The sequence below is a fragment of the Mycobacterium kiyosense genome (assembly GCA_021654635.1).
Lineage (GTDB): Bacteria > Actinomycetota > Actinomycetes > Mycobacteriales > Mycobacteriaceae > Mycobacterium > Mycobacterium kiyosense.
On sequence record AP025179.1, the window covers coordinates 3,466,539 to 3,490,157 of the forward strand.

At 68.5% G+C, this 23,619-nt stretch carries 17 protein-coding genes, 4 pseudogenes and 1 riboswitch; of the genes and pseudogenes, 9 read left to right on the plus strand and 12 right to left on the minus strand.

Going from position 1 to position 23,619, the window contains the following annotated elements:
* The first annotated feature begins 44 nt into the window (after positions 1-44).
* Together L6444_RS16255 and L6444_RS16260 are read left to right on the plus strand one after the other, a co-directional pair.
* Positions 45-782, plus strand: a complete 738-nt coding sequence (locus L6444_RS16255; protein WP_236975499.1) for a hypothetical protein — start codon at positions 45-47, stop codon at positions 780-782.
* A complete protein-coding gene (locus L6444_RS16260) occupies positions 779-2,584 on the plus strand; it encodes a coiled-coil domain-containing protein (protein WP_236975507.1) in 1,806 nt (601 codons plus the stop codon). Before L6444_RS16255 ends, L6444_RS16260 begins: the two co-directional genes overlap by 4 nt.
* Here L6444_RS16260 and L6444_RS16265 read toward each other — a convergent pair.
* A complete protein-coding gene (locus tag L6444_RS16265; RefSeq protein WP_236975509.1) occupies positions 2,581-3,384 on the minus strand; it encodes an SDR family NAD(P)-dependent oxidoreductase in 804 nt (267 codons plus the stop codon). The genes L6444_RS16260 and L6444_RS16265 overlap by 4 nt on opposite strands.
* Positions 3,385-3,388: 4 nt before the next feature.
* Positions 3,389-4,407 (minus strand): annotated as a pseudogene (locus tag L6444_RS16270) (SDR family NAD(P)-dependent oxidoreductase).
* Positions 4,408-4,588: 181 nt separating this feature from the next.
* Between L6444_RS16270 and L6444_RS16275 the strand changes: the two are divergent.
* The 3 genes and pseudogenes from L6444_RS16275 (at position 4,589) to L6444_RS16285 (ending at position 6,957) form a co-directional block, all read left to right on the plus strand.
* Positions 4,589-5,224 (plus strand): MliC family protein, encoded by a 636-nt coding sequence (locus L6444_RS16275; RefSeq protein ID WP_236975518.1) that lies wholly within the window; start codon positions 4,589-4,591, stop codon positions 5,222-5,224.
* A 201-nt stretch (positions 5,225-5,425) separates the two neighbouring features.
* The gene (locus L6444_RS16280; RefSeq protein ID WP_236975520.1) at positions 5,426-6,184 is read left to right on the plus strand and encodes a class I SAM-dependent methyltransferase; all 759 of its coding nucleotides are present in this window, start codon (positions 5,426-5,428) and stop codon (positions 6,182-6,184) included.
* Positions 6,181-6,957 (plus strand): annotated as a pseudogene (locus tag L6444_RS16285) (class I SAM-dependent methyltransferase). Before L6444_RS16280 ends, L6444_RS16285 begins: the two are co-directional and overlap by 4 nt.
* Here the strand turns inward: L6444_RS16285 and L6444_RS16290 are convergent.
* Positions 6,940-7,866, minus strand: a complete 927-nt coding sequence (locus tag L6444_RS16290; protein WP_236975522.1) for an RluA family pseudouridine synthase — start codon at positions 7,864-7,866, stop codon at positions 6,940-6,942. The pseudogene L6444_RS16285 and the gene L6444_RS16290 sit on opposite strands and share 18 nt — an antisense overlap.
* The gene (gene lspA, locus L6444_RS16295) at positions 7,866-8,525 is read right to left on the minus strand and encodes a signal peptidase II (protein WP_236975524.1); all 660 of its coding nucleotides are present in this window, start codon (positions 8,523-8,525) and stop codon (positions 7,866-7,868) included. The genes L6444_RS16290 and lspA overlap by 1 nt, the downstream gene beginning before the upstream one ends.
* 59 nt (positions 8,526-8,584) lie before the next feature.
* Between lspA and L6444_RS16300 the strand changes: the two genes are divergently transcribed.
* Positions 8,585-9,523, plus strand: coding sequence for an asparaginase (locus L6444_RS16300; protein WP_236975526.1), 939 nt, complete (start codon positions 8,585-8,587; stop codon positions 9,521-9,523).
* Here the strand turns inward: L6444_RS16300 and L6444_RS16305 are convergent.
* Positions 9,488-10,900 (minus strand): DNA polymerase IV, encoded by a 1,413-nt coding sequence (locus L6444_RS16305; protein WP_444980229.1) that lies wholly within the window; start codon positions 10,898-10,900, stop codon positions 9,488-9,490. The genes L6444_RS16300 and L6444_RS16305 overlap by 36 nt on opposite strands.
* 39 nt (positions 10,901-10,939) lie before the next feature.
* Positions 10,940-11,893, minus strand: coding sequence for a dTDP-glucose 4,6-dehydratase (locus L6444_RS16310; protein WP_236975528.1), 954 nt, complete (start codon positions 11,891-11,893; stop codon positions 10,940-10,942).
* 123 nt (positions 11,894-12,016) lie between these two features.
* On the opposite strand from L6444_RS16310, the gene L6444_RS16315 reads away from it, so the two are divergent.
* Positions 12,017-12,982, plus strand: a complete 966-nt coding sequence (locus L6444_RS16315; protein WP_236975530.1) for a hypothetical protein — start codon at positions 12,017-12,019, stop codon at positions 12,980-12,982.
* Here the strand turns inward: L6444_RS16315 and L6444_RS16320 are convergent.
* From L6444_RS16320 to L6444_RS16345, 5 genes and pseudogenes are all read right to left on the minus strand, one after another.
* Positions 12,972-14,185, minus strand: a pseudogene (locus L6444_RS16320) (peptidoglycan DD-metalloendopeptidase family protein). The gene L6444_RS16315 and the pseudogene L6444_RS16320 overlap by 11 nt on opposite strands.
* Before the next feature lie 70 nt (positions 14,186-14,255).
* Positions 14,256-17,402, minus strand: coding sequence for an isoleucine--tRNA ligase (ileS, locus tag L6444_RS16330; RefSeq protein ID WP_236975542.1), 3,147 nt, complete (start codon positions 17,400-17,402; stop codon positions 14,256-14,258).
* A 304-nt stretch (positions 17,403-17,706) separates the two neighbouring features.
* Positions 17,707-17,940, minus strand: a complete 234-nt coding sequence (locus L6444_RS16335; protein WP_236975544.1) for an Rv1535 family protein — start codon at positions 17,938-17,940, stop codon at positions 17,707-17,709.
* A 279-nt stretch (positions 17,941-18,219) separates the two neighbouring features.
* Positions 18,220-18,390: riboswitch (M-box (ykoK) riboswitch) on the minus strand.
* A 164-nt stretch (positions 18,391-18,554) separates the two neighbouring features.
* Positions 18,555-19,673, minus strand: a complete 1,119-nt coding sequence (locus L6444_RS16340; RefSeq protein ID WP_236975547.1) for an NAD(P)H-dependent flavin oxidoreductase — start codon at positions 19,671-19,673, stop codon at positions 18,555-18,557.
* Between the two features lie 238 nt (positions 19,674-19,911).
* A complete protein-coding gene (locus tag L6444_RS16345; protein WP_236975549.1) occupies positions 19,912-20,508 on the minus strand; it encodes a carboxymuconolactone decarboxylase family protein in 597 nt (198 codons plus the stop codon).
* Positions 20,509-20,580: 72 nt separating this feature from the next.
* Here L6444_RS16345 and L6444_RS16350 point away from each other — a divergent pair, with 72 nt between their 5' ends.
* Entirely contained in the window at positions 20,581-20,949 is a 369-nt protein-coding gene (locus L6444_RS16350) for a SpoIIAA family protein (protein ID WP_236975551.1), read from the plus strand.
* A 4-nt stretch (positions 20,950-20,953) separates the two neighbouring features.
* On the opposite strand, the pseudogene L6444_RS16355 reads toward L6444_RS16350, so the two are convergent.
* Positions 20,954-22,709 (minus strand): annotated as a pseudogene (locus L6444_RS16355) (AMP-binding protein).
* 180 nt (positions 22,710-22,889) lie between these two features.
* On the opposite strand from L6444_RS16355, the gene L6444_RS16360 reads away from it, so the two are divergent.
* Positions 22,890-23,120, plus strand: a complete 231-nt coding sequence (locus L6444_RS16360; RefSeq protein ID WP_236975553.1) for a hypothetical protein — start codon at positions 22,890-22,892, stop codon at positions 23,118-23,120.
* The last annotated feature ends 499 nt before the right edge of the window (positions 23,121-23,619 follow it).

Genomic DNA, 23,619 nt, shown 5'->3' on the forward strand with positions numbered 1-23,619 from the left:
TTTGGCGAGGTTTTCCAGCTCGGCGGTTTGGTAGCGTCCGATCCATGAGCTTGCATGTGCTATCCGCTCTCGGGGCGGAAGGGCCCTCCCCGCAGAGCATGCCGACGTTGCCGACGGCGCGTGAATTCCTGACGTCCGCGGGCTTCGGCGGTGTGGCCGCCGTGATTGCCGCGGTCATCCTGGCGCTGGTCGCCTATGTCGTGGCGCGCCGGACGGCAAAGCGCGACGAGCTGCAGATCGAGCTGCAGGAACGCCACCGCCAGGAGCGCCGCGAAGACGAGCAACGCGCCGCGGCGATCGACCGGTGCTGGCAGCGGCTGGTCTGGGTGGTGGAGACGGCGGGGCTGGAGCCGGCGGCCAACGAGCACGCCACGCTGGGTCTGGGTCCGGAGCTGGCTTTGGAGCTGCTGCGCGGACTGCTGCGCGACGCCGAGCAACTGGGGGACGAAACGCTAGCCAAGTCGGTGTCGGTCTACCTCAACCAGTTCTCGTTGGTGCTGGCCCAGCAGGCGGGTCCGCTGTCGCAATTCGCGTCGGCGCAGCGCAAAGAAGCCCCCCGAGAGGCGCCGGCAGGCAGGCAATCTCCGCCGAATCGGGAATCTCAGCCGGGTCGGGACGCTCAGCCCACCCGGGAATCTCCGCCCGGTCGGGACGCTCCACAAACCCGGGAACCACGGCACGAGCAGCCCACTGCCGCCACCCAACCCGCGTCCGCTGACGAGCAGCCGACCGAGACCGTCGCCGCAGAGCCCGCCGCCGAAGGACGGCGTCGTCGCCGGTGAGCACCACACGGCAACACATCGACGACCAGGACCCCGCGACGTGGGCGGCGCTGGTCAAGAGCGCCGCGGCCGATTCGGTCGCGGCCGCCCAGCGGCTCGGGCAGCGTCCCCCGGCTGAGCTGGTGGCGCTGGCGGCGATGAGCGAACGCGATCTCGTCGAGCACCGCAACCGCTACGGGCCGGCCCGCAAGCGGCTGTCGCCGGCGATGCGCCTGGTCGAGGCGGACCATATGCGGGTCTTGGCCGAGCAGCAGACCCGTGAGGCGCAACAGCACCGCAAGGACGCCGAAGCTGCCGCCGCGATGGCTCGGGCCGAGGCGGAGCAGTCCGCGCGGGCGGCCTCGGCGGCGCGGGAGCGGGTGCGCGAGGTGCAGGCCGAGTCGGCTCAGAAGGAGGCCGACTGGGCGGCCGAGCGGGAGGCGGCGGCCAAGGCCGCCGAGCAGCGGGAAACCGAGCGCGCGGCCGAGCGCGCGGCCGCCCAGCGGGCGCTGGAGCAGCTGCGCGCCGAACTGGTGAAGGTCCGCGCCGACGCGAAGGCCGAACTCGCCGCGGCCAAAGAGCAACTCAACGCCGCCGAAGCCCGCGCCGAACAGCGCATGGGTGAGCGCGCGACCGAACGAGCAACCGCGCGTGAGGCTTTCGAACAGGTGCGCGCCGAACTGGAGAAGGTTCGCGCCGACACGCAAGCCGAGCTCGCCGCGGCCAAGGAAAGGGTCAGCGCCGCCGAAGCCCGTGCCGAACAACGCATCGCCGAGCGGGCGGCCGCCAAGGAGACCGCGCAGCGGGCGCTGGAGCAGGTGCGCGCCGAACTCGAACGCATCCGTGCCGACGCCGCCGCCGAGGTGGCCTCGGCACGCGGGCAGGCCACCGCCCAGATCACGTCCGCGCATCGTGCGGCCGAGGCCGAGGTGACCCGGGTCCGGGCCGAGATCGAGCAGCTGCGTGCCGCTTCGGCCGCCGAGCTCGCCGCGGCGCGCGAGCAGGCCGATAACCAGCTGACCGCCGTTCGCAAAGCCGCCGAAGCCGAGGTGAAGCACGCCCGCAGCCAAGCCGAGGAAGCGGCGGCTGCCGTCGTTTCAGCCCGCGGCGAGATCGAGCGGCTGCGCGCCGAGATCGAGCAGCTCCGTGCCGCTGCGGCCGCCGAGTTGGCCTCGGAAGTGGCCAACGCGCGCGAACAGGCTCGCGAACAGGCTGAAGCCCAGGTGGCTGCGGCGCACGAGGCGGCGCAGGCGGAGGTTGCGGCCGCGCGGGCCGAAGCGGCCGAAGCCGCTCAAGCGGCGCTGGAAGCCCAGTCGAGTCTGTCGGCGCTATCCGCCGACGCATCGCCGCACCTGCTGACGCTGCCCATCCCCCGCTGGGTTTGTCGGCGCACACCGGGCCCATCGAACTGGCGGTGTCCACCGTGCGCGAACTCGATCGCATCTTGGAGGCCGGCGCAAGTGACGGCGGTCCGGCCCGGCGGCCGGTCGACCTCGAGACGGTGCGCAACCTGGTGGACACGGCGGCCGAGGAAGCGCGCAATCTGGCCGAGTTGTTGCACAACCTGCCGTCCCACTACTCCGAGCAGTGGCAGGTCGACGCCGCCAACGACTACGCAGCCGCGGCGGCTGCCACGTATGGCGCTCTGCTGCAACGGGTTTCAGCGGTGCTCGAGCAGTTGCGGCGTTACGACTCGGAGACCAACGCCGAAGCCATCGCGGCGGTGGCCGCGATGCTCGACGACCATCCCTGGCGTCGCGCTTAACGCCCCGCCCCTTGTCACCGGCCGCCGGTGGCCGGTGGCCGGTGGCCGGGGAAATTAGTGGCTGGGCCCGCCGCGCAGCTTGTTGCCGATCCGGATTCCCGGCAGCAGTACGCTGCGCGGTAGCAGCCGACCGCCCTGGCTGACGATCTTGGGTACCAGGCCGGGCACCACCCCGCGCTTGCCGGACAGCATGCCCCCGATCGCCTGCTCGGCGACCTCGTGCGGCGAAACCTGCGCGATCGGAATGCTGAATCGTTCCGCGCTGGCGATCTCGGCCCACTCGGTGGGCACCGGCCCCGGGCACAGCGCGGTCACCGACACCCCGGTGCCGTGCAGTTCCTCTTGCACCGCCTCGGAGAAGGTCAGCACGAATGCTTTGCTCGCCGAGTACACCGCCATGAAGGGCAGCGGCTGGAAACCCGCGATGGAGGCGATGTTGAGCACCGCGCCCGCGCCCCGCTCGACCATGCCGGGCAGCACCGCGCGGGTCAGCTCCATCAGTGCCAGCGCGTTGAGGGTGACCTCCTCGCTTTCGCGCTCCTCCGGCAGCTCGTAGAACCGCCCGCTGGTGCCGAACCCGGCGCTGTTGCACAAGCCCGCGATCGGCTCGTTGCGTAATCGCTCGGCCAGCTTGGCGCGAGAATCTTTGTCCGCCAAGTCAAGTGGGAACACCTCGACGTCGACCTGATGTTCGGCGCGCAGCTTGGCGGCCAGCTCGTCGAGGCGCTCGCGGCGCCGGGCTACCAGCATCAGCGGGAAGCCACGCCGGGCCAGGCCGTTGGCCAACTCGGTTCCGATGCCCGACGAAGCGCCGGTGATGACGACGGTTGCGGTCTTGCTCGGTTTCGGAAGACTCATGTCGTCACCAATGTATCCCTCGGGTCGCCTGCAGGAAGGTCTCGCTTCTTCGGTCGAAATCTTTTTGCTTCCGTTGACTTTTCGTCGCCCTTGGCGGCGGAGGAGTCGTCGAACATGGTGAACGCCCGGTTCCGCACCCGGTCCATGACGGCCGGGTTGAGGGCGTCGGCGACCGCGGCGAACTGCCCGAACGGCGAACTGGCCCGGCGTGGCCGGTGGATCAACGCGTCGGTGAGGACACCGGCGGCCTGGTCCGGAGTCAGGGTCGGGAAGTTGTCGTACATGGTGGTCGGGCTGATCATCGGCGTGCGCACCAGCGCCATGTGCACGGTGGTGAACCGGACGTTGTCGCTCACCGTCTCGGCCTGCAGCGCGTCGCACAGGCTGTCCAACGCGGCCTTGCTGGCGATGTAGGCGCCGAACCGCGGCGCGCGGGTCTGCACCCCTACCGAGGAGACGTTGACGATGTGCCCGTACCCGCGCTCGCGCATGCCGGGGATGAACTTCAGGATCAAGCTGCACCGCGCCCAGATAGTTGAGCTGCATGGTCCGCTGGTAGTCGTGAATGCGGTCGTAGGACAGCGCCAGCGACCGCCGGATCGAGCGGCCCGCGTTGTTGATCAGGATGTCGACGCCGCCCAGGTCCTCGAGTACCTGGTCGGCCATGGCGGCGATGGCGTCCATGTCCGAGAGGTCGCACGAGTACACGTGCGCGATGCCGCCATTGGCGCGGATGTCGTCGGCGACCTTCTCCAGGTTTTCCAGCGTGCGGGCAACCAGCACCACGGTGCCGCCCGCCTCGGCGATCTTGTGCGCGACTGCCTCGCCGATGCCCGATGAACCGCCGGTGATCAGGACGGTCCGGCCGTCCACTGCGTCGCTGAGCTTGCGACCCTGTACCGCGTCGAGCAGGTTCCGAATGTAGAACGGCCGGTAGCGCCCGGCCGAGTTCGGCGTGTTGAGGATGTTAGACACGGCCGCCAACGGTTTTTCAACCAGGTTGGTGAGGTCACCGAGGTTCATTGACAGTGGCTCCTGAGGGCAGACGTTGTGACGTAGGTCATAAAGTTAACCTAGGACATCGCCACGGCGATTGGGTAACGATCGCCGGGCGAGCACGGTCACCACCGGTGTTTCGAGTTTTGTCCGGCCGCCATGGCGTGTCGCGCGGGCGGGTCCGGCCCGCAACCGGTAGTCAGCAGGTATGAGACTGATGGCGGCCCTGCTGGCCGTGCTGCTGATCGGCGCCTGCGACAAGTCCGCACCGCCGGCACCTGGCACCACCACCGCTTCCAGCCCCGCCCCCACCACCACGTCCAGCAAGCCGCTGGGCACGTTCGACTGCGCCAAACCGGCGAACAGGGCGCAGCAATTGGTTTGCGGCGACCCGCAATTGGCCGATCTGGACCGGCGCGTGCAGTCCGCGTATCAGCAGGCATTGACTCGCCCGAGCGCCGACCAGCCCGCGCTGACCACTGCGCAGAGCGCGTTCGCGACAACCCGAGACGGCTGCGCTGATGCCGCCGACCTTCGGACCTGCGTGACGGAGACCTACCAGACGCGGTTGGTCGAATTAGCCCTCGCGGACCCCGCCACGGCGGCCCCGCCGGTCGTCAACTACGACTGCCCCGCCGACGCCGGCACGTTGAGCGCACAGTTCTACAACGACTTCGACCCCAAGACGGCTGTCCTGGACTGGAAGGGCAATCGCGTGATCCTGTTCCTGCAGCAGTCCGGCAGCGGCGCCAGGTATGGCCGTCAGGGCTCGGAGTACTGGGAGCATCAGGGTGAGGTGACCCTCGATCTGGGCGGCACCAAGTTCGTCTGCCGCACAAGGTGATTCGCGCATGTCCGAACGCGGCGTGCGACCGGGCCCGCCTGACCGTCGCCCCCGCCGGCGTCGCCGGCGACCCTTTCGCCCCCCGCCAGCGTCCCCATATGTACGCTCGCAGGCCGATTTCTACGGCATTTTGGGGACGCTCGTCGCGTGGATCCCGCATCTGAGTGACGTCCTCGGCCGAGGACATACCAGAATGCCCACATGCGCCGCAGTTTCGCAGCACTGGTAGCCGAGGCCGAATCAGCACCGCTGGACGGCTGGGACTTCTCCTGGTTCGACGGCCGCGCCACCGAGCAGCGGGCGTCCTGGGGGTATCAGCGGTTGATCAGCGCGCGGTTGGCCGCGGCCACGGCCGCGGTCGACCTGCAGACCGGCGGCGGTGAGGTGCTGGCCGGTGCACCGAAGTTCCCGCCGACCATGGCCGCTGTCGAGTCCTGGCCGCCGAACGCGGCGCTGGCCACCCAGCGCTTACATCCGCGCGGAGTGGTCGTGGTGGTCACGCCGCCGGAGTCGCCGCTGCCATTCGCCGACGAGGCGTTCGACCTGGTGACCAGCCGGCACCCGAATACGGTGTGGTGGAACGAGATTGCCCGGGTATTGCGACCCGGCGGCACCTATCTGGCTCAGCACATCGGCCCGGGGACGGCGTCGGAGTTGGTCGAGCACTTCATCGGGCCGCAGCCCGAGGCGTGGGCACGGCGCCATCCGGACAACGAACGCGACCAGGCGCACAAAGCCGGCCTGCAGGTCGTGGAGCTGCGCCACGAGCGGCTGCGTCAGGAATTCTTCGACATCGGCGCGGTGGTCTACTTCCTGCGCAAGGTGATCTGGGCGGTGCCCGACTTCACCGTCGACCGTTACCGCCCGCAACTGCGCGAACTGCATGACCGCATCGAAACCGACGGGCCTTTCGTGGCGCACGCGGCGCGGGTCCTCATCGAGGCGCGCAAACCCGCATGACACTCCGATCCTTCGAAGATCTTGTTGCAGAAGCGGTTTCGGCTCAAATCGACGGCTGGGACTTTTCCTGGCTGGACGGCCGGGCTACCGAGCAGCGGCCGTCGTGGGGGTATCAGCGGCTGATCGGACAGCGGCTGGCGACGGTGTCGGCGGCCCTGGACATTCAGACCGGCGGCGGGGAGGTGCTGGCCGGAGTCGGTAAGTTCCCGCCGACCATGGCGGCCACCGAGTCCTGGCCGCCGAATGCGGCGCTGGCCACCGCCCGGCTGCACCCGCGGGGCGTCGTAGTGGTCACCACCGGCGCGGAGCCGTCGCTGCCGTTCGCCGGTGAGGCCTTCGACCTGGTGGTCAGTCGGCACCCGACTGCGGTGTGGTGGAACGAGATCGCCCGGGTGTGCTGCGCCCCGGCGGCGCCTACTTGGCGCAGCACCCCGGGCCGGCGACGGTGGCAGAACTGGTGACCCACGTCGTCGGGCCGCAGCCGCAGTTGTGGGCGCAGTGGGAGCCGCACCACCCAGCGGGCCCAGGCCGAAGCCGCCGGGCTGCAGGTCGTAGAGCTTCGTGCGGAGCAGCTGCGCGCGGAATTTTTCGACATCGGCGCGGTGGTGTACTTCCTGCGCAAGCTGATCTGGACGGTGCCCGACTTCACCGCCGAGCCCTATCTGAGCCGGCTGCGCGCGCTGCACGAACGGATCGAGGCCGACGGGCGGTTCGTCACCCACCCCACCCGGGTGCTGGTCGAGGCCCGCAAGCCGTCAGTGCTCGGCGCGTAGCACGTCCAGGGCGTGCTGCAGGTCTGCCGGATAGGGGCTGACGATCTCGATGCGGCGGCCGTCGGCCGGATGCGCGAACGCCAGCGACCGCGCGTGCAGCCATTGACGTTGCAGACCAAGCTTTTTCGCCAGCACAGGGTCGGCGCCGTAGACCAGGTCGCCGCAGCACGGATGATGCAGCGCGGAGAAGTGCACCCGGATCTGGTGGGTCCGGCCGGTTTCCAGGTGCACGTCGAGCAGGCTGGCCGCGACGAACGCCTCCACGGTGTCGTAGTGGGTGAGGCTGTGGCGGCCGTCGGAGGTGACGGCGAACTTCCATTCCGGGCCGTGGTGGCGGCCGATCGGGGCGTCGATGGTTCCGCTGGAGGGATCCGGATGTCCTTGCACCAGCGCGTGATAACGCTTGTCGACGGTGCGTTGCTTGAAGGCCCGCTTGAGCGCGGTATAGGCCCGTTCGGAGCGCGCCACCACCATCACCCCGGAGGTGCCGACGTCCAGGCGGTGCACGATCCCCTGCCGCTCGTGCACCCCGGAGGTGGTGATGCGGTAGCCGGCGGCGGCCAGTCCGCCGAGCACGGTCGGCCCGGTCCAGCCCACCGAGGCGTGCGCGGCCACCGCGGCGGGTTTGTCGACGGCGACGATGTCGTCGTCGGCGTACAGGATCGTCATGCCCTCGATGTCGACGGGTGTGTTCTCGGGCGGTCTCGGCGGTTCGGGCAGCCGCACCTGCAGCCAGGCGCCGGCGTGCAGCTTGTCCGATTTGCCGGCCGTCGCCCCGTCCAGTTCCACGCCGCCGTCCTCGGCGATGGCCGCCGCCGCGCTGCGGGACAGCCCCAGCAGCCGCGCCAGTCCGGCGTCGACGCGCATGCCCGCCAGTCCTTCCGGGACCGGCATCGATCGTTCGGTCATCAGGTCCGGTCGCCGTCGTCGCCTTGAGACCGAGCCCCGGAGTCCCCGTCGGCGGTACGCCGACCCACAGTGTCCCCGTCGGCGGTACGCCGACCCACAGTGTCGAAGTCGTAGCCGAAGATCGACAGCACGACCAGCAGGATGGCACCACCCACCACCGACGGGTCGGCGACGTTGAATACCGGCCACCAGCCCACCGACAGGAAGTCCACGACGTGCCCGCGCAGCGGTCCCGGGGACCGGAAGAACCGGTCGACCAGGTTTCCCATCGCGCCGCCCAGGATCATCCCCAGTCCCAGCGCCCACCAGGGTGAGACCAGCCGCCGGCCCATCCAGAAGATGCCGACCACCACGCCGGTCGCGATCAGCGTCAGCACCCAGGTGGAACCGGTCGCCATCGAGAACGCAGCGCCGGAGTTGCGGACCAGGGTCCAGGTCACCGTGTCCCCGATGATCGACACCGGCTGCCCGGGCGGCAGCAGCTTGACCGCCAGCACCTTGGTGATCACATCCAGCGCGAGCACCACCGCCGCGATCGACAGCAGCAGGCGCAGCCGCTTGGCCGGCGGCTTGGGAGCGGGACCTCCGTCTTCGGGGGACGCGTCCGCGTCACCGGCCGATGTCAGCGGCTCGGCGGATCCGGTGGGTTCGTCGGGCACCCCCCCATCATCCACTAAGCGGGCACCCCGACCGGCGGCGCGTGCGCGATGATTCCCCCATGGGCCGCGTCACCGTCATCACCACCGGGGGAACGATCTCGACTAGCGCCGGCCCCGACGGGGTACGCCGGCCCGCCCATAGTGGCGCGCAACTGACGGCCGGCCTGGACGTGGAAGTCGACGTCGACGTGGTGGACGTGCTGGCGGTGGACAGCTCCGAACTGGTGCCCGCCGACTGGGACAAGATCAGCGCGGCGGTGCGCGCGGCGCTGGATGACGGCGCCGACGGGATCGTGGTCGCGCACGGCACCGACACGATGGAAGAAAGCGCGCTGTGGCTGGACCTGACGTATGCGGGCAGTCCCCCGATCGTGCTGACCGGCGCGATGCGCAGCGCCGACGCCCCCGACGCCGACGGTCCGGCCAACCTGCGGGACGCGCTGCGGGTGGCGTCCAACCCGGCGGCCCGCGACCTGGGGGTGCTGGTGTGCTTCGCCGGCCGGGTGCTGCAACCGCTGGGCCTGCGCAAGGTGGCCACCCAGGACCTGAGCGGCTTCGCCGGCCAGCTGCTGGGGACGATGCACGGCGGCCTGACGCTGACGGGACCCAAGGTGCGCCCGTTCCTCGGCGAGCTCAGCGCGGCCGACGCGCCCCGGGTCGACATCGTGGCCGCGTATCTGGGCAGTGACGCGGTGGCGATGGACGCGTTCGCCGCGGCCGGTGCTCGTGGGCTGGTGCTGGAAGCGCTGGGGTCGGGCAACGCCGGTGTCGCGGTGGTCGACGGGGTCCGCCGCTGGTGCCGCGCCGGGGTGGTGGTCGCGGTGTCCACCCGGGTGCCCAGCGGCCGGGTCAGCGCGGGCTACGGCCCGGGCCACGATCTGGTGCAGGCCGGCGCGGTGCTGGTGCCGCGGCTGGCGCCGTCGCAGGCCCGGGTGCTGTTGATGGCGGCGCTGGCGGCGGGGTTACCGGTCGCCGACGTCCTCAACCGCTGGGGCTGAATTCTGCTGGTTCTCCTGCACCCGCAGGTCGCCGACGTAGTCCGGCCAGTCCAGGCTGTCCACCGGGTTGGCGGGGCGAAGCTCGGCCGTCTCGATCGGGAACGTCCTGGCCTGGCCCGGGCCGGAGCCGCGGGTCTCGAAGCGCACGGTGACTACCCCGTGCCCGGAGCCTTGCACCCAGCCGTGCCCGAGATCGTCGTGCGCGACGTCGTCGCCGATCCGCCACGAGGTGCCGTCCTGTCCGGTGACCAGCGCCGCTCGCAGCGTCTCGAAATCCTGATGCGCTTCCTCGGCCGTCTCCGGTCCCAGGTCCAGGTCGGGGAACAACGATTCCTGACGCACGTCGCTCAAGCCCGAAAACCCAACGCCCAGAAGGCGAATCGGCGCGATCTGCAGCGGGTCCAGCAGCAGTCTGCGGGCCACCGCCGCCAGTGCGCCCAGCTCGGCGGTCGCATAGGGCAGCGTCGCCGAGCGGGTCAGCGTGCTCATGTCGGATTTCTTCAGTTTGACTGTGACGGTGCGGGCGCCGCGACCGTCTTTGAGCAGCCGCCGGTGAGCATGTTCGGCGATCGGCTCGATCGCCTCGCGCAGCTGCTCCAGGGTGGTCAGGTCGGCGGCGAAGGTGGATTCGGCGCTGATCTGTTTGGCTTCGGCGCGTTCGGCGACGGGACGGTCGTCGATGCCGCGGGCCAGCCGGTGCAGCGCGGGTCCCACGGTGGCGCCCAGGATGTCGGCCACTTCGGCGTCGGTGAGCGCTGCCAGCTGGCCGATCGTGTCGATGCCGAGGCGGTGCAGTTTGTCTTCGGCGACCGGTCCGATCCCCCACAGGCGCCGCACCGGCAGACCGGCCAGCATCAGCTTTTCCTCGTCGCGCCGCACCACCCGGATTCCGTCGGGTTTGGCCAGGCCGGAGGCGATCTTGGCGATCTGCTTGCCCGAGCCGGCACCCACCGAGGCGGTCAGGCCGGTCTCGCCGCGCACCCGCCGGCGCAGCTGGCGGCAGAACATCTCGACGTCCTCGGCGGACGCTCCGGCCAGTTCGGCGGGTTCGCCGAACGCCTCGTCGAAGGACAGCTGCTCGAGCACCGGCACCAGGCTGCGCACGGTTTCGAAGACGCGCCGGCTGGCCACCCCGTACACCACGCCGCGCGGTGGCAGCACCACCGCCGCCACGCCCACGAGTCGGCGCGCCTGATGCATCGGCATCGCCGAACGGGCGCCGAAAACGCGCGCCTCGTAGCTGGCCCCCGCCACCACTCCGCGGCCGCCCAGGCCGCCGACCAGCACTGGGCGCCCCCGCAGCGTCGGGCGGGTGAGCTGCTCGACGGAGGCGAAGAACGCATCCATGTCCAGGTGCAGCACCCAACGGGAATCCACGGGTCTTGATGCTATGGCCCAGCACGCCGGGCCGGGGATTCAGGGCTGAATATCGTTGTCCGGCTGCCCTTTTGCCCAATCGATGTAGCGGTCTATTCCGGTCCAGATATCGACGTGTGGCGCGAATCCGATGTCGCGGGCCAAGGTGATGTCGGCCGGGTAGCGAGAGACTTCGCCCGGTCGCGCCGGGCCTTCGAATACCCGGACACCGAATCTGTCGGCGATGTAGTTGGCGATGTCGCGGACGCTGGTGTTGGTGCCGCTGGCGAAGTTGATCGCGCGGCCCTGCAGGGTGAGGGTGTCCAAGACCAATTGGTATGCCCGGACCACGTCGCTGACGTGCAGGTAGTCCCGGGTTGCGGTGCCTTTGCCGAAGATCGTGAGATTTCGTCCGGACAGCGCATGGCGGACCAGGATCGGGATCAGTGCCCCGAAAGCGCCGCTTTTCTGGCGTTCGCCGAAGATGTTGAACGGGCGCACGATGGTGACGTCCATGTCGTAGGACCGGTAGTAGGAGTAGCAGAGCCGGTCGGCGGCAGCCTTGGAGGCGCCGTAGGGACTGTTGGGCATCAATTCGGCGCTCTCGTGCAGCAATTCGTGCGCACCGAGGCTCTGCCCGTCGCCGTAGACCTCACACGTCGAGGCATAGATGACGCGCGCATGGCACCTCCGCGCCGCTTCGAGGATGTTGTAGGTGCCCATGACGTTGGTGTCCAGAAAGCTTTTCGGATCGCTCAGCGATTTGTCGACGTTGACGTTTGCCGCCAGGTGGAAGATGACGTCGTGTTCGGGCACCGTTTTGACGGCGAGTTCGGGATCGGTGACCGAGCCGAATACGACGTCGGCGCGCGGGTGCGTCTCGATGTTGCGGAGGTTCCGCTTGGCCGCGGTCGACAACGTATTCAGCACAGTCACTTGATGACCCGCGGCGAGCAGGGCCTCGACCAGATGGCTGCCCTGGAAGCCCGCCCCACCGGTCACCAGAATTCTCACCGCAAAATGCTCCCGCGCGTCGTGTCGTTGTCGGCTGGATACCCGGCCAACACCTTACTGTCAATCGGCGACGATTCCGGTTAGCCGACGGCGTTGCGCGTGTACCAAGAGGAGGATTGCGGTTTGCTTGCCACAGATGTTCGCCGCGAGGTGGAATCCTGGTGCACGCATCCGGCCCTGACCGAGTTGGTGACGATGTTCGGTGGCAGCGTTGCGGCGGACCTCGATCTGGACGCGCGACTGGCGTGGCTCGACGAGTTCAGCAGCGTGTGGGATTACCGTGGCCGGGCCCGCGCCTCCGCCCGGGTGGACAGCCAGGACGCTGCCGGCGCCGTCCGGTGGCTGATCCCCCGCCTGGATCGACCGCAGGCGGAGCTGCAGCACATCGAGGCGCTGACCGCAGAGCTGGGTCTGGTCTACGAATCCGCGCCCACCGGAACGGATTTCGACTTTCTGCTGGTGATCGGCGGTGGCCGCTACACCAATCGGCTGCGGGTCGGGTACGCGCGAGAGCTGGCGGCTACGCGGCGCATCGGGCAGGTGGTGCTGGCGGCGGCGTCGCGGGGCGTGATGGATTCCGAACGCGACGCCGTCGAGGTGTGCGCGCCCGGGGCCCGCACCGAGTTCGACCTGCTGGTTGCCGCGGCCGCCGAATCGTTCGGAGTCGACGTCGCGGGCGTGCGGGAGCACATGCACCGCCGCGGTTACCAGCCGCCGCGCGACGAGGCGGTGTGGCGGTTCTCGCCGGGCAGCAACAACCTCGGTGTGCCGATCACGCTGCTGGAAACGGCGTCCCCGGACCCCGAGCACCGGCGCGCCAACTCCGCGGACACCTACACCTTCGCCGCGCGCACGGTGGGCATGCAGCACTCGACGTGCCTGCTGGTGGCCGGCCAGCCGGTGCTGCCCTACCTGCACTTCGAAGCACTGCGAATGTTGGCGGTGCCGTTCGGGATTCGCTTGGAGTCGGCCGGGTTCGGTGTCGAGCGCTACAACCGGCTGGGCCCGTTCGACGAGCAGCATCCGGCCAAGGTTCTGCAGGAGGTGCGCTCGGCGATCCGGTCGGCCCGTGCTCTGGTCACACCGTGATGGTGCACGGCGTGGCCGCCGGGTAGGTCCCCGACACCGGTCGCGGACGCCCGCGCGGAGGCCATGGGTGCAGGCCCATGTTGGCCAGGTAGCGCACCGGGCTGGTGTGGGCGCCGTCCCGCTGGACTTCGAAATGCAGGTAGCCGTCCGCTGATTCGGCTTCGCGTCCGACCGTGCCGATCTGAGTGCCCGCGGCGATCTGCGCACCGGGGGCGTGGTCTTCGCCGGACCGCAGTACGTAGACGAGGTCGGCGTGCGCGTTGGAGATCGTCACCGAACGCAGCCCGTTGTGATCGAGAACCTCTGTGCGACTGATGGTTCCGGAGTTGACGGCGTAGACGGGGGTGCCCGGCAGGGCGGCGAAGTCGACACCGGGGTGAAAAGCGCCTGCCCGGGGTCCGTAGCCGGCGCCGACGGCGAGGTGCTCGCGGTCGATGGGCAGCCGGGCGCCGGGCTCGGCCGGGTCAAAGTCACCGCGCACCCGCCTGCGGTAGTCCGCTTCGAGCAGGTCGACCTCGTCGCGTGCGTAGCCGAACAGCAGCGCCCGGTCGTAGGGGACGCCGTAGTTCAGCCGGCAGTCCGGGTCGATCTTGCGGTAGTGGTCGACCTTACCGATGCGCTCGGCCAGCGTCGACCAACCGTGGTGCACCAACTGAATCTCGTTGACCAGACCGATGCGGCCGTGGTCGGTGATGTTGGCCGGCCAATGCGGGTTGTGGATCATCCTGGTCCCGGCGCGCAGACCCGGCCGCCAGCGCCAGAACGGCCCGCGCACCGACTCCGCGGGCCCCATCACCGGGATCATGTCCGGGTAATGGGGGTCGTCCCAGGTGGGCAGCATCGGGCACATCAGCGCCGCGACGTCGGGAGGAGTGTCGGCGAGCACCGTGCGGATGTCGACGTCGGATTGCACCACCTGGTCGGAGTCGATCATCGCGATCCAGTCGGGGCGGCAGAAATCGGCCATGCGGTAGAGCAATTCGAGCCCGGGGGCTCGGGGATCAGCCACGGGGTGGCGGGCAGGTCGTGGCGGGCGCGCACCAGATTGGTCACGGCCGGGTGGCCGGCCAGGATGTGCGGGGTGTTGTCGGTGCTGCGGTCGTCGATCACGTAGATGTCGTCGCACCAACCGGCCAGGGCGTCCAGGACGCGGGGCAGGTTGTCCGCGCCGTTGTGCACCCGGAACATGCCGAGGATTCGCACCGTGCCTCCGTTCCCTTGGACTGCGAGCGTAACCGGGCCGGCATTGCCGGCCCGCATTCGCACCGCCTGGTCACACTCGCGCGATGGACACCCGTACCCCGTCGCCGATCTCCGCGCCGTCGGCGGGTTCGCCGAATTCGAAACTGGTGGCCAGGATTTCGCCGGCGATCAGATCGCGGTGCGTCCGCGCCCATTCCGCCCGCTCGGCGGGCACCGCGATCACCACGCTGATCCGGTCGGACACCTCCAGCCCGCTGGACTTGCGCAGCTCCTGCAGTTCGCGAATGCGGTCCTTGGCCCAGCCCTCGGCCTCCAGTTCGGGTGTCACCGTGCCGTCGAGCACCACCAGCCCGGCCCCGCCGGGCAGCGCCGCGGTGAACTCGGGGTCGGCGGCGACCAGTCGCGAGCTGTACTCCTCGGGCAGCAACACCGCCGGGCCCGCGGTCAGGGTGCCGTCGGGGTTGACCACGCCTTCCCCGGCCTTGACGGCCTTGATCGCGGCCTGCACGTCCTTGCCCAGCCGCGGCCCGGCCACCCGGGCGTTGACCGTGAGCTCGAAGCGGCCGTAGGTGTCGATCGCGTCGGTCAGCTCGACCGCCTTGACGTTGAGCTCGTCGGCGATCAAACCGGTGAACTGCTCGAGCCGCTCCGGATGCTCCACTGCCACAGTCAGTTTCGGCAGCGGCAGCCGCACCCGCAACTTCTTGGCCTTGCGCAGCGACGACCCGGCCGAGCACACCTCGCGAACCTGGTCCATCGCGGCCACCAGGTCGGGGTCCGCGGGCAGCTCGCCGGCCTGCGGCCAGTCGGTCAGATGCACCGAGCGCCCGCCGGTCAGCCCCCGCCAGATCAGCTCCGTGATCAGTGGCAGCAGCGGGGCGGCCAGCCGCGCGGTGATCTCCAGCACCGTGTGCAGGGTGTCGATCGCTTCGGTGTCCTCGACCCAGAACCGGGAACGCGACCGCCGCACATACCAATTCGTCAACGCTTCGGTGAACTGGCGCAACTGCTCGCAGGCCCCGGAGATGTCGCACACGTCCAGCGAGGCGGTCAGCTCGTCGCGCAGCACCGCCAGCTTGGCCAGGATGTAGCGGTCCAGCACGTTGGCCGAATCCACCCGCCAGGTCCCGACTTTCGGGGCGTACAGCGCCAGGAAACTGTAGGCGTTCCAGAACGGCAGCAGCACCTGGCGCACCCCGTCGCGGATGCCCTGCTCGGTGACGATCAGGTTGCCGCCACGCAGGATCGGCGAGGCCATCAGGAACCACCGCATGGCATCGGACCCGTCGCGGTCGAACACCTCGGTGACGTCGGGGTAGTTGCGCAGCGACTTGCTCATCTTCTGGCCGTCGGAACCCAGCACGATGCCATGTGCCACACAGGTTTTGAACGACGGACGGTCGAACAGCGCGGTGGCCAGCACGTGCAGGGTGTAGAACCAGCCGCGCGTCTGCCCGATGTACTCGACGATGAAGTCGCCGGGGTAATGGCCGTCGACCTGCTTGTCGGGGTCGCCGGTGTGGACACCGTCGAACCAGTCCTTGTTTTCGAACGGGTAGTGCACCTGCGCGTACGGCATCGAACCGGAGTCGAACCACACGTCGAGCACATCGGGGATGCGGCGCATCGTCGACAGGCCGGTCGGGTCGTCGGGATTGGGCCGGGTGAGCTCGTCGATGAAGGGCCGGTGCAGGTTCGAAGGCCGCACCCCGAAATCGCGTTCGAGTTCGTCGAGGCTGCCGTACACGTCGACCCGCGGGTAGGCCGGGTCGTCGGACTTCCAGACCGGAATCGGAGTGCCCCAGTACCGGTTTCGCGAGATCGACCAGTCGCGGGCCCCTTGCAGCCACTTGCCGAACTGGCCGTCCTTGACGTGCTCGGGATACCAGGTGATCTGCTGGTTGAGCTCCACCATCCGGTCGCGGAACTGGGTCACCCGCACGAACCAGGACGACACCGCCCGGTAGATCAGCGGGTTTCGGCAGCGCCAGCAGTGCGGGTAGGGGTGCTCGTAGGTTTCGTGGCACAGCAGCACCGCGCCGTTCACCGCGACCGGGCCGCTGCCGTTCTTCAGGTCCCGGATGATGTGCGGGTTGGCGTCGAAGACGTGCTGCCCCTGGTAGTCGGGCACCGACGCGTCGAAGCGGCCCTTGGCGTCCACCGGGGTGACCGCGATGATTCCGGCCGCGTCGCCCGCCGCCATGTCGTCCTCGCCGTAGGCCGGCGCCAGATGCACCAGCCCGGTGCCGTCCTCGGTGGTGACGAAGTCGGCCGGCAGGACCCGAAAAGCGTTGGGCGCGTCCATGAAATACGGGAACGGCGGCAGGTACCGGGCGCCCACCAGTTCCGCGCCCCGGTAGGTGCCCAGCACCGAGGGATCTTCGCCGAGTTCGCGGGCGTAGGCGCCCAGGCGCGCCTCGGCCAGCACGAAGCGCCGATCCCCCACCGCGACATGCACATACGTCACGTCCGGGTGCACGGCTACAGCCAGGTTGGACGGCAGCGTCCACGGGGTGGTCGTCCAGATCAACAGGTAAGCGCCGTCCAGATCACCACCGCTCACCTTGAACCCGACCGTCAGGGCCGGGTCCTGGCGGCTCTGGTAGACGTCGTCGTCCATGCGCAGTTCGTGGTTGGACAACGGGGTTTCGTCGCGCCAGCAGTACGGCAACACCCGGTAGCCCTCGTAGGCCAGACCCTTGTCCCACAGCTGCTTGAACGCCCAGATCACCGACTCCATGTAGGGCAGGTCGAGTGTCTTGTAGTCGTTGTCGAAGTCGACCCAGCGCGCCTGCCGGGTGACGTACTGCTGCCACTCGTCGGTGTAACGCAGCACCGAGGCGCGGCAGGCGTCGTTGAACGCGGCGATTCCCATCGAGTCGATCTGAGACTTGTCGGTGATGCCGAGTTGGCGCTCCACCTCCAGTTCGGCGGGCAAACCGTGGGTGTCCCAACCGAATCGGCGTTCCACCTTGTTGCCGCGCATGGTGCGATACCGCGGCACGATGTCCTTGACGTAGCCGGTCAGCAGATGCCCGTAGTGCGGCAGGCCGTTGGCGAACGGGGGCCCGTCGTAGAAGACGTACTCGGGGGCGCCGTCGCGGTTGGCGATGCTGGCGCGGAAGGTGTCGTCGTGGAACCAGTAGTCGAGGACCTCGAGCTCGAGCGCCGGAAAGTCGGGCGATCCGGCGGCCAGCTTCGGGTAGTTCTCGGTCATCGTGCGTCGCTCCCGTGGTGCCCTGTTGCTTCAGGCACGGGGACGACGGATGCGCTGGTGCGCGAACGCCGCGGTACCACCCCGCTTGCCACGCAAACCGCGTGACCGCTCGTGACGGCTGTGACGGGCCTACCCGTTCGGTTCTACTGGGCCGGATCGGCTGTTCTTCCGAAGGCTCCCCGGTGATGGCCGGATCTGCGCCAATTGTCTAAGTCTAAAGGACTCCAAGGGGCTAACCCGCCGCAGGACCAGGCCTGCAGTCGGTTAACCCCTTGGAGTCCCGGGTAGCGCACTGTCCATGGCGTTACGCCTGGACCTCGAGCACGCCGATGCGCCACAGCGCGGCGTACATGTGCCGCAGCGGGATGCTGAGCAGCCGGGCGGCACCGTCGATCAGCGGGTCGCTGCCGGCGGCGGCAGCGACCGCCTCGGCGCGGCGCGCCGTCTTGGTGGCCGGGGCCGCGGGAACGTCGCGCACGACGCGCAGCTTGGGAGCACTGGGGAAGGTAACGACTTCGTCGTACAGCGCAGCGGTCATGATCGCCTCCTCGGGTGGGAAATCACACGTTGACAGGGGGAGCTTGAAACTTTCTTGGGAAGTCCCGTCCCGCAACGGTTCCGATTCGGCTGGCTTAACCGAGAGCTCTTAAGTCAGAGCGTTTTGCCGGAGACCGGTCAGGGACGAAACAGAGCCCGGATATCGGCCCGGACTACCACTGGAACTCATTCGTCCCTCACCTCCTCTCGGTCGCCGCGCACGCGGGTAACGCGTAATCTGCGCGCACACAGGAGGACAGAATCCGGCGACTGCCGGAAATCCGCACCCCTCTCGTCAGAGCTTTGGCACTACCCGACGTGTCCGGTAATCCGGAAGCCACCTGGGCTCAACCCTTAAGCCGGGAGGAGCTGTCCTGACCCGGGGCGTCTTTCGACGTTCGGGGTCAGTGGCCTGTGTTCGGTGTAGCCGCCTCACCTAACGAGGTGCTTGCCTGACCGATGATGCACCACGGAGCGGGCTGGGTCAACGCGCCGTACCCCTGTTTTGGGATCTTTATGGTTCCGCTACGCACACAGCCGGCGCTCGCCCCACTTCCGGGGCTGTGACCTGCGGAAATGCGGATGTGTTCGATGTCACAATTTGATGTGAGTTCGCTATGTCAGGCCGTCGAGTCGCCCGATGGTGTCGATGTACTCCTCGACCATGTCGAGCACGACTGCCCGCGTCGGCCGCACCCGGTCCAGCGACCCGACCACCTGCCCGACGAAATAGGTCGCCAGCTCCCGGGCTTTGGCGCCGGGCTGGTTGGCGGCCTGGTTGATCCGCTGTTGCGAGTCGGTGACCAGGGCGGTCTGCAGCGGCATGCCCAGCGGGTCGGGGGTGTCGGGCCGCGCCCATTCGTCGGTCCAGGCGGTGCGCAGCATGCGCGCCGGCTTGCCGGTCAGCGATCGCGACCGCACGGTGTCCGACGACGTGGCGGCCAGGAACTTGTCCCTGACCACCGGCACCGTCTCGGCTTCCTCGGTGGTCAGCCACACCGACCCGCACCACACGCCTTCGGCACCCAGCGCCAGCGCAGCCGCGATCTGCCGGCCCCGGGCGATCCCGCCGGCGGCCAGCACCGGCGTCGGCGCCACCGCGTCGACCACCTCCGGGACCAGCACCATGGTGGACACCTCGCCAGTGTGCCCGCCGGCCTCGGTGCCCTGGGCGACGATGAGGTCCACCCCGGCCGCGGCGTGCCGCTGCGCATGCTTGGTGGTCCCGGCCAGGGCGGCCACCAGCACGTCGTGGCTGTGCGCGCGCTCCACCAGATCGTGCGGCGGCGGGCCCAGCGCGCTGGCGATCAGCCGGATGTTGTGGCCGAAGGCCACTTCCAGCAACGGTTCGTAGCCTTTGGGCGAAATGTTGAGGCCGCCGCGGATGGCCTCTTCGTCCTCGGCGTGGGGCGCGACGCCGTAGCGGCTCATCAGCTCGTCGAGGAACGCGCGATGCTCTTCGGGCAGCAGTTCCTGGGCTTGCCGCGCGTTGATGCCGCCGGTGTCGGCGCCAACGTACTTGGGCGGCAACAGCAGATCGACGCCGTAGGGCTTGCCGCCGGTCTCCTGCTCGATCCAGGACAGTTCGCTCTCCAAGCGTTTGGGGCTGTGGGCGACAGCGCCGAGCACCCCGAACCCGCCGGCGTTGGTCACCGCGGCGACCACGTCGCGGCAGTGCGAGAAGGCGCAGATGGGAAACTCGACGCCGAGCATTTCGGCAACTCTGGTTCGCATATCGGCGACGCTACGCCCTCACACCCGGCCCCCTTGCGCCGAGCGTCACCCCTTCCCTTTGCGCCGAGCGTCACCCCTTCCCTTTGCGCCGAGCGTCACCCCTCCCCTTTGCGCCGAGCGTCACGTTGGAGTGACGCCCGACGCCCAACGCTGCGCCAGCGTGACGCTCGGCGAAAGAAAAACGCTCGGCGAAAGAAAACGCTCGGCGAAGAAAAAACGCTCGGCGGAAGAAACGCGATCAGACCACTGAGGGCCCCACCCCGTCGGGCGGCCAGCTGTCCACCCCGTCCTCCAGCGGCACCCGCAGGCTGCGCAGCATCGACGCCACCATCCGCCATGCCCCGATCGCGGTCACCAGTTCAATCAAAACCGTTCTGTCACTGCCTAATTCACCACTGCCTAATTCGCGCTCGCACGCCGCCCAGCTCGCATCGCTGAGCACACCGTCGCGCACTACGTCGTCGGTGGCGGCGAGCACCGCACGCTCGGCGGCACCGAACCCGTCGTGGGCCGGCCAGTCCCGCACCCCCACCAAGTCTTCGGCCGACACCCCCAGCCGCGATGCGACGCGCCAGTGCTGGGTCCACTCGTAGTCGCATTCGGTGAGCCAAGCGATCCGCATGATGATCAGCTCGCGCAGCCGGCGGTCCAGGTCGCCGTGCCACAGCATCATCGCCAGCAGGTCGTTGAGCACCCGCGCCAGCCGCGGATGATTCAGCAGCGTCTGGAAGATGCTGAGTTCGGCCATATAGTCGGGGACGCCGGCTTCGTCGGCGGCGGCCTTGGCCTCCTCCAACGGAAGCAGCGGTATCCGGGCCTTGCTGAACTCGGTCATGGTGGAAGACTCCCGATTGACGACGCCGTCGTTTTCACCGCAATGGTAGCCAGCGAAGGGAAGGTGACTTCGATGATCGAATTGCTCACGGACTTGCCGGAAGGCGTGACCGGTGTGCGCGTGTCGGGCCGGCTCAGTGGTGCCGAGCTGCGCGACGTCCGGCCCCTGATGGAGGAGCGGCTGAAAACCGGTGACATCCGGATCCTGGAGATCATCGACTCCGACTACGAGGGGTTCGGGCCCGGCGGGTTCGCCGAGGACGTCAAGCTGGGCCTGGGCCTGGTCTTCCCGCACCACTCTGCGTTCAAGCGCATCGCGATCGTTACCGACAAGGACTGGGTGACCCACACGCTGCACGCGCTGGCCTGGATGGTGCCGGGCGAGCTCAAGGTGTTCGGCCTCGACGAGCTGGACAGCGCCAAGACCTGGGTGAGCGGCTGAGCGCTCAGGCGTCCAGCCGGGCGAACGCCTTGTCCTGATACATCTGCACCGACTGCTGCCGGCGGATCTTGCCGCTGGTGGTGATCGGGATCGACCCGGGCGACACCAACACCAGATCCGTCACGCTGAGCCCGTGTGAGTCGTAGATCGCGGCGCTGATATCGCGTTTGAGCACGCCCAGCCGCTCGGCCAGGTCGTCGTCGGACTCGCCGTTCTTCTTCTTGATCTCGACGATGGCGGCGAGCTTCTCGACGCCGTCCTGGGGCACCGCGATCGCGGCGCAGCGGCCCGGGTTGATGTCCTGGATGGTGGCCTCGATGTCGTCGGGAGAATGGTTGCGGCCGTAGACGATCAGCAGGTCCTTGATCCGGCCCATGATGAAAAGCTCACCGCCGGAGAAGAATCCGGAGTCTCCGGTGCGCAACCAGGGCCCTTCGACGGTGCCCTCGGTGGGGTTGACGATCTTCGCGCCGAAGGTGCGGGCCGTCGTCTCGGGCTTCTCCCAGTAGCCCGCGGCCACATTGGGGCCGTGCACCCAGATCTCGCCGACGGTCCCTTCCGGGCACTCCATGCGCGTGTCGCCGTCGACGATGCGGACCTGTTCCTGCGACTCGCACCTGCCGTAGCTGACAAGTGCTGTGCCGGTTCCTTTTTCGACGCGCACCGCCTGGCCGTCGGGCAGCTTCTCGGAGTCGAATTCCACGATCTCCGGCGGATCACCAACCCGGCGGGTGGCGATGTAGACGACGGTTTCGGCCATGCCATACGCCGGTCGCAGCGCCTTGGGCTGAAAGCGGAACTGCGCGAATCGGTCTGCGAACCGCTTCAGGGTCGCGGGCTGAACCCGCTCGCTGCCGTTGAGGATGGTGTGCACCCGGCTCATGTCGAGCCCGGCCATGTCCTCGTCGGAGGTTTTGCGGGCCGCGATGTCGAACGCGAAGTTCGGTCCCGCCGAGATGGTGTTCCCGTAGCGCGCCAGCAGCTGAGGCCAGCGGGCCGGCCGCTGCAGGAACCCGGCGGGACTGAACAGCACGGTGGGCCGCCCGGCGAGGGTGGGCATGATCGTTCCCAGCAGTAGGCCCAGGTCGTGGTAGAGCGGCAGCCACGAGATCACCGTCAGGTCGGAGGGCACCGCCCCCTCGTTGACGAAGAAGTCCCCCATGGCCATACCGAAATTGGCGATGACGTTGTCGTTGGACACCGTGACACCGGCTGGCGTCCGGGTGGACCCGGACGTGTACTGCAGGTAGGCCGTCTTCGCCCCCCTGATCGCCGGTGTCGCGCGCCGGCCGCGACGACGGCGGCCGCGCGTCGAGGTCCAGCAGGTCGACTTCGATGATGGCCGGCGCCTTTTCACCGACGTGCGGCTCGGCGCATTGCCGGACGTTGTCGACCACCGCCGACGTCGTGAGCAGTACGGAGGGTGAGGTGTCGGCCAGCACCGAGATGGTGCGTTCGTCGTGGGCGCCGCCGTAGGGAACCGTCAGCGGCACCGCGATGAAACCCGCCTGCAGTGCGCCGAGGAAGCCGGCGATGTATTCGAGTCCTTGCGGCGCCAGGATCAGGGCACGGTCACCGGGCGAGCCGGCCTGCTTGAGCTGCTCGGCGATATTGAGGGTGCGGCGATACAACTTCGCCCAGCTCAGCGTGTCTTCGACGCCTTCCCAATCCTGGTCGTAGTCGATGTAGGTGAGTGCCGGACCGTTGGGGTTCAGACTTGCGCGCTCACGCAGTACCGCGGGTATCGAAGAGCCAACCACGGCTGGAAACACTACCTGTCGACGTGTGGTCGCTGAGGTCCGTTTGGTGCAAGTGTGGTGGCCCCGGCGTCGCGGCAGCCGTGAAACGTCGGCGCATTGATCCGCCGTCGAGGCAGGCTGAGCCGGGAAGATGGCCTCGAAGCGCGGCGCCCGCGCGGGGCGAGTACGAGGTGAACGCCCGTGGACCACAGCCCGGTCCGCGCTTTCAGCGACGGCCGGGTGGCTAACCGAGTCTGCATGTGGGTCAACAAGTTCCACGAGCAAACGACGGTCACCGCGTCGTACCCGAGGAATCCGATCGCCTACGAGTCGATCGCCTGGTATCGGGAGACGATGAGATCGGTATTTGTCCGGGTGGCCGATGGCCGCCCGGTCACCATCCCCCGGATGCCGGTCCCGCTTCGGCGGTAAACCCCCAGGTCAGGCGCTTTCGGTTGGGGTTCGTCACGAACGCGTAAAACCTCGTGCGATATTTCGCATTCCGCCGTTTCCGACGCCGTAAACGCATAGCCTTGATAACGGAGTTCGGTGCGCTTTCCCACACTTCGGCAAACCTTCTCCACCACCCTCGAGAACCAAAGATTTCCGTCCTGCGGAGGCCGCCCAGCTACTTTTTTCGGCGCGGCCCAGATCGCCGCTCACCATCACAACCCGATGGAGAGCGGGCGAGGAGGATTTAACACCGCGAGGAATTCAACACCTCCGGTACGACCCTCCACATCGCCGTACCAGCGTCATACGCTGGTGTTTTGCCGTTGACCCGCCCGCACGGCCGCAATGGAGAGCCGATGTGGTATCAGCGTGGCCGCGTGAAGATTTTTTTGTACGTACGCACGATTTTTCTACATGCGACGAACCGACCGGCTACGCTGCTGAATCACGTACAACTATGACGTTGGCGTCGAAGTGT

What these genes read in the sequence shown, in the direction of transcription:
- L6444_RS16255 (WP_236975499.1), top strand. Translation starts at nt 45, where the DNA reads ATGAGCTTGCATGTGCTATCCGCTCTCGGGGCGGAAGGGCCCTCCCCG.
- L6444_RS16265 (WP_236975509.1), bottom strand. Translation starts at nt 3,384, where the DNA reads ATGAGTCTTCCGAAACCGAGCAAGACCGCAACCGTCGTCATCACCGGC.
- L6444_RS16275 (WP_236975518.1), top strand. Translation starts at nt 4,589, where the DNA reads ATGAGACTGATGGCGGCCCTGCTGGCCGTGCTGCTGATCGGCGCCTGC.
- L6444_RS16280 (WP_236975520.1), top strand. Translation starts at nt 5,426, where the DNA reads ATGCGCCGCAGTTTCGCAGCACTGGTAGCCGAGGCCGAATCAGCACCG.
- L6444_RS16290 (WP_236975522.1), bottom strand. Translation starts at nt 7,866, where the DNA reads ATGACCGAACGATCGATGCCGGTCCCGGAAGGACTGGCGGGCATGCGC.
- L6444_RS16300 (WP_236975526.1), top strand. Translation starts at nt 8,585, where the DNA reads ATGGGCCGCGTCACCGTCATCACCACCGGGGGAACGATCTCGACTAGC.
- ileS (WP_236975542.1), bottom strand. Translation starts at nt 17,402, where the DNA reads ATGACCGAGAACTACCCGAAGCTGGCCGCCGGATCGCCCGACTTTCCG.
- L6444_RS16335 (WP_236975544.1), bottom strand. Translation starts at nt 17,940, where the DNA reads ATGACCGCTGCGCTGTACGACGAAGTCGTTACCTTCCCCAGTGCTCCC.
- L6444_RS16340 (WP_236975547.1), bottom strand. Translation starts at nt 19,673, where the DNA reads ATGCGAACCAGAGTTGCCGAAATGCTCGGCGTCGAGTTTCCCATCTGC.
- L6444_RS16345 (WP_236975549.1), bottom strand. Translation starts at nt 20,508, where the DNA reads ATGACCGAGTTCAGCAAGGCCCGGATACCGCTGCTTCCGTTGGAGGAG.
- L6444_RS16350 (WP_236975551.1), top strand. Translation starts at nt 20,581, where the DNA reads ATGATCGAATTGCTCACGGACTTGCCGGAAGGCGTGACCGGTGTGCGC.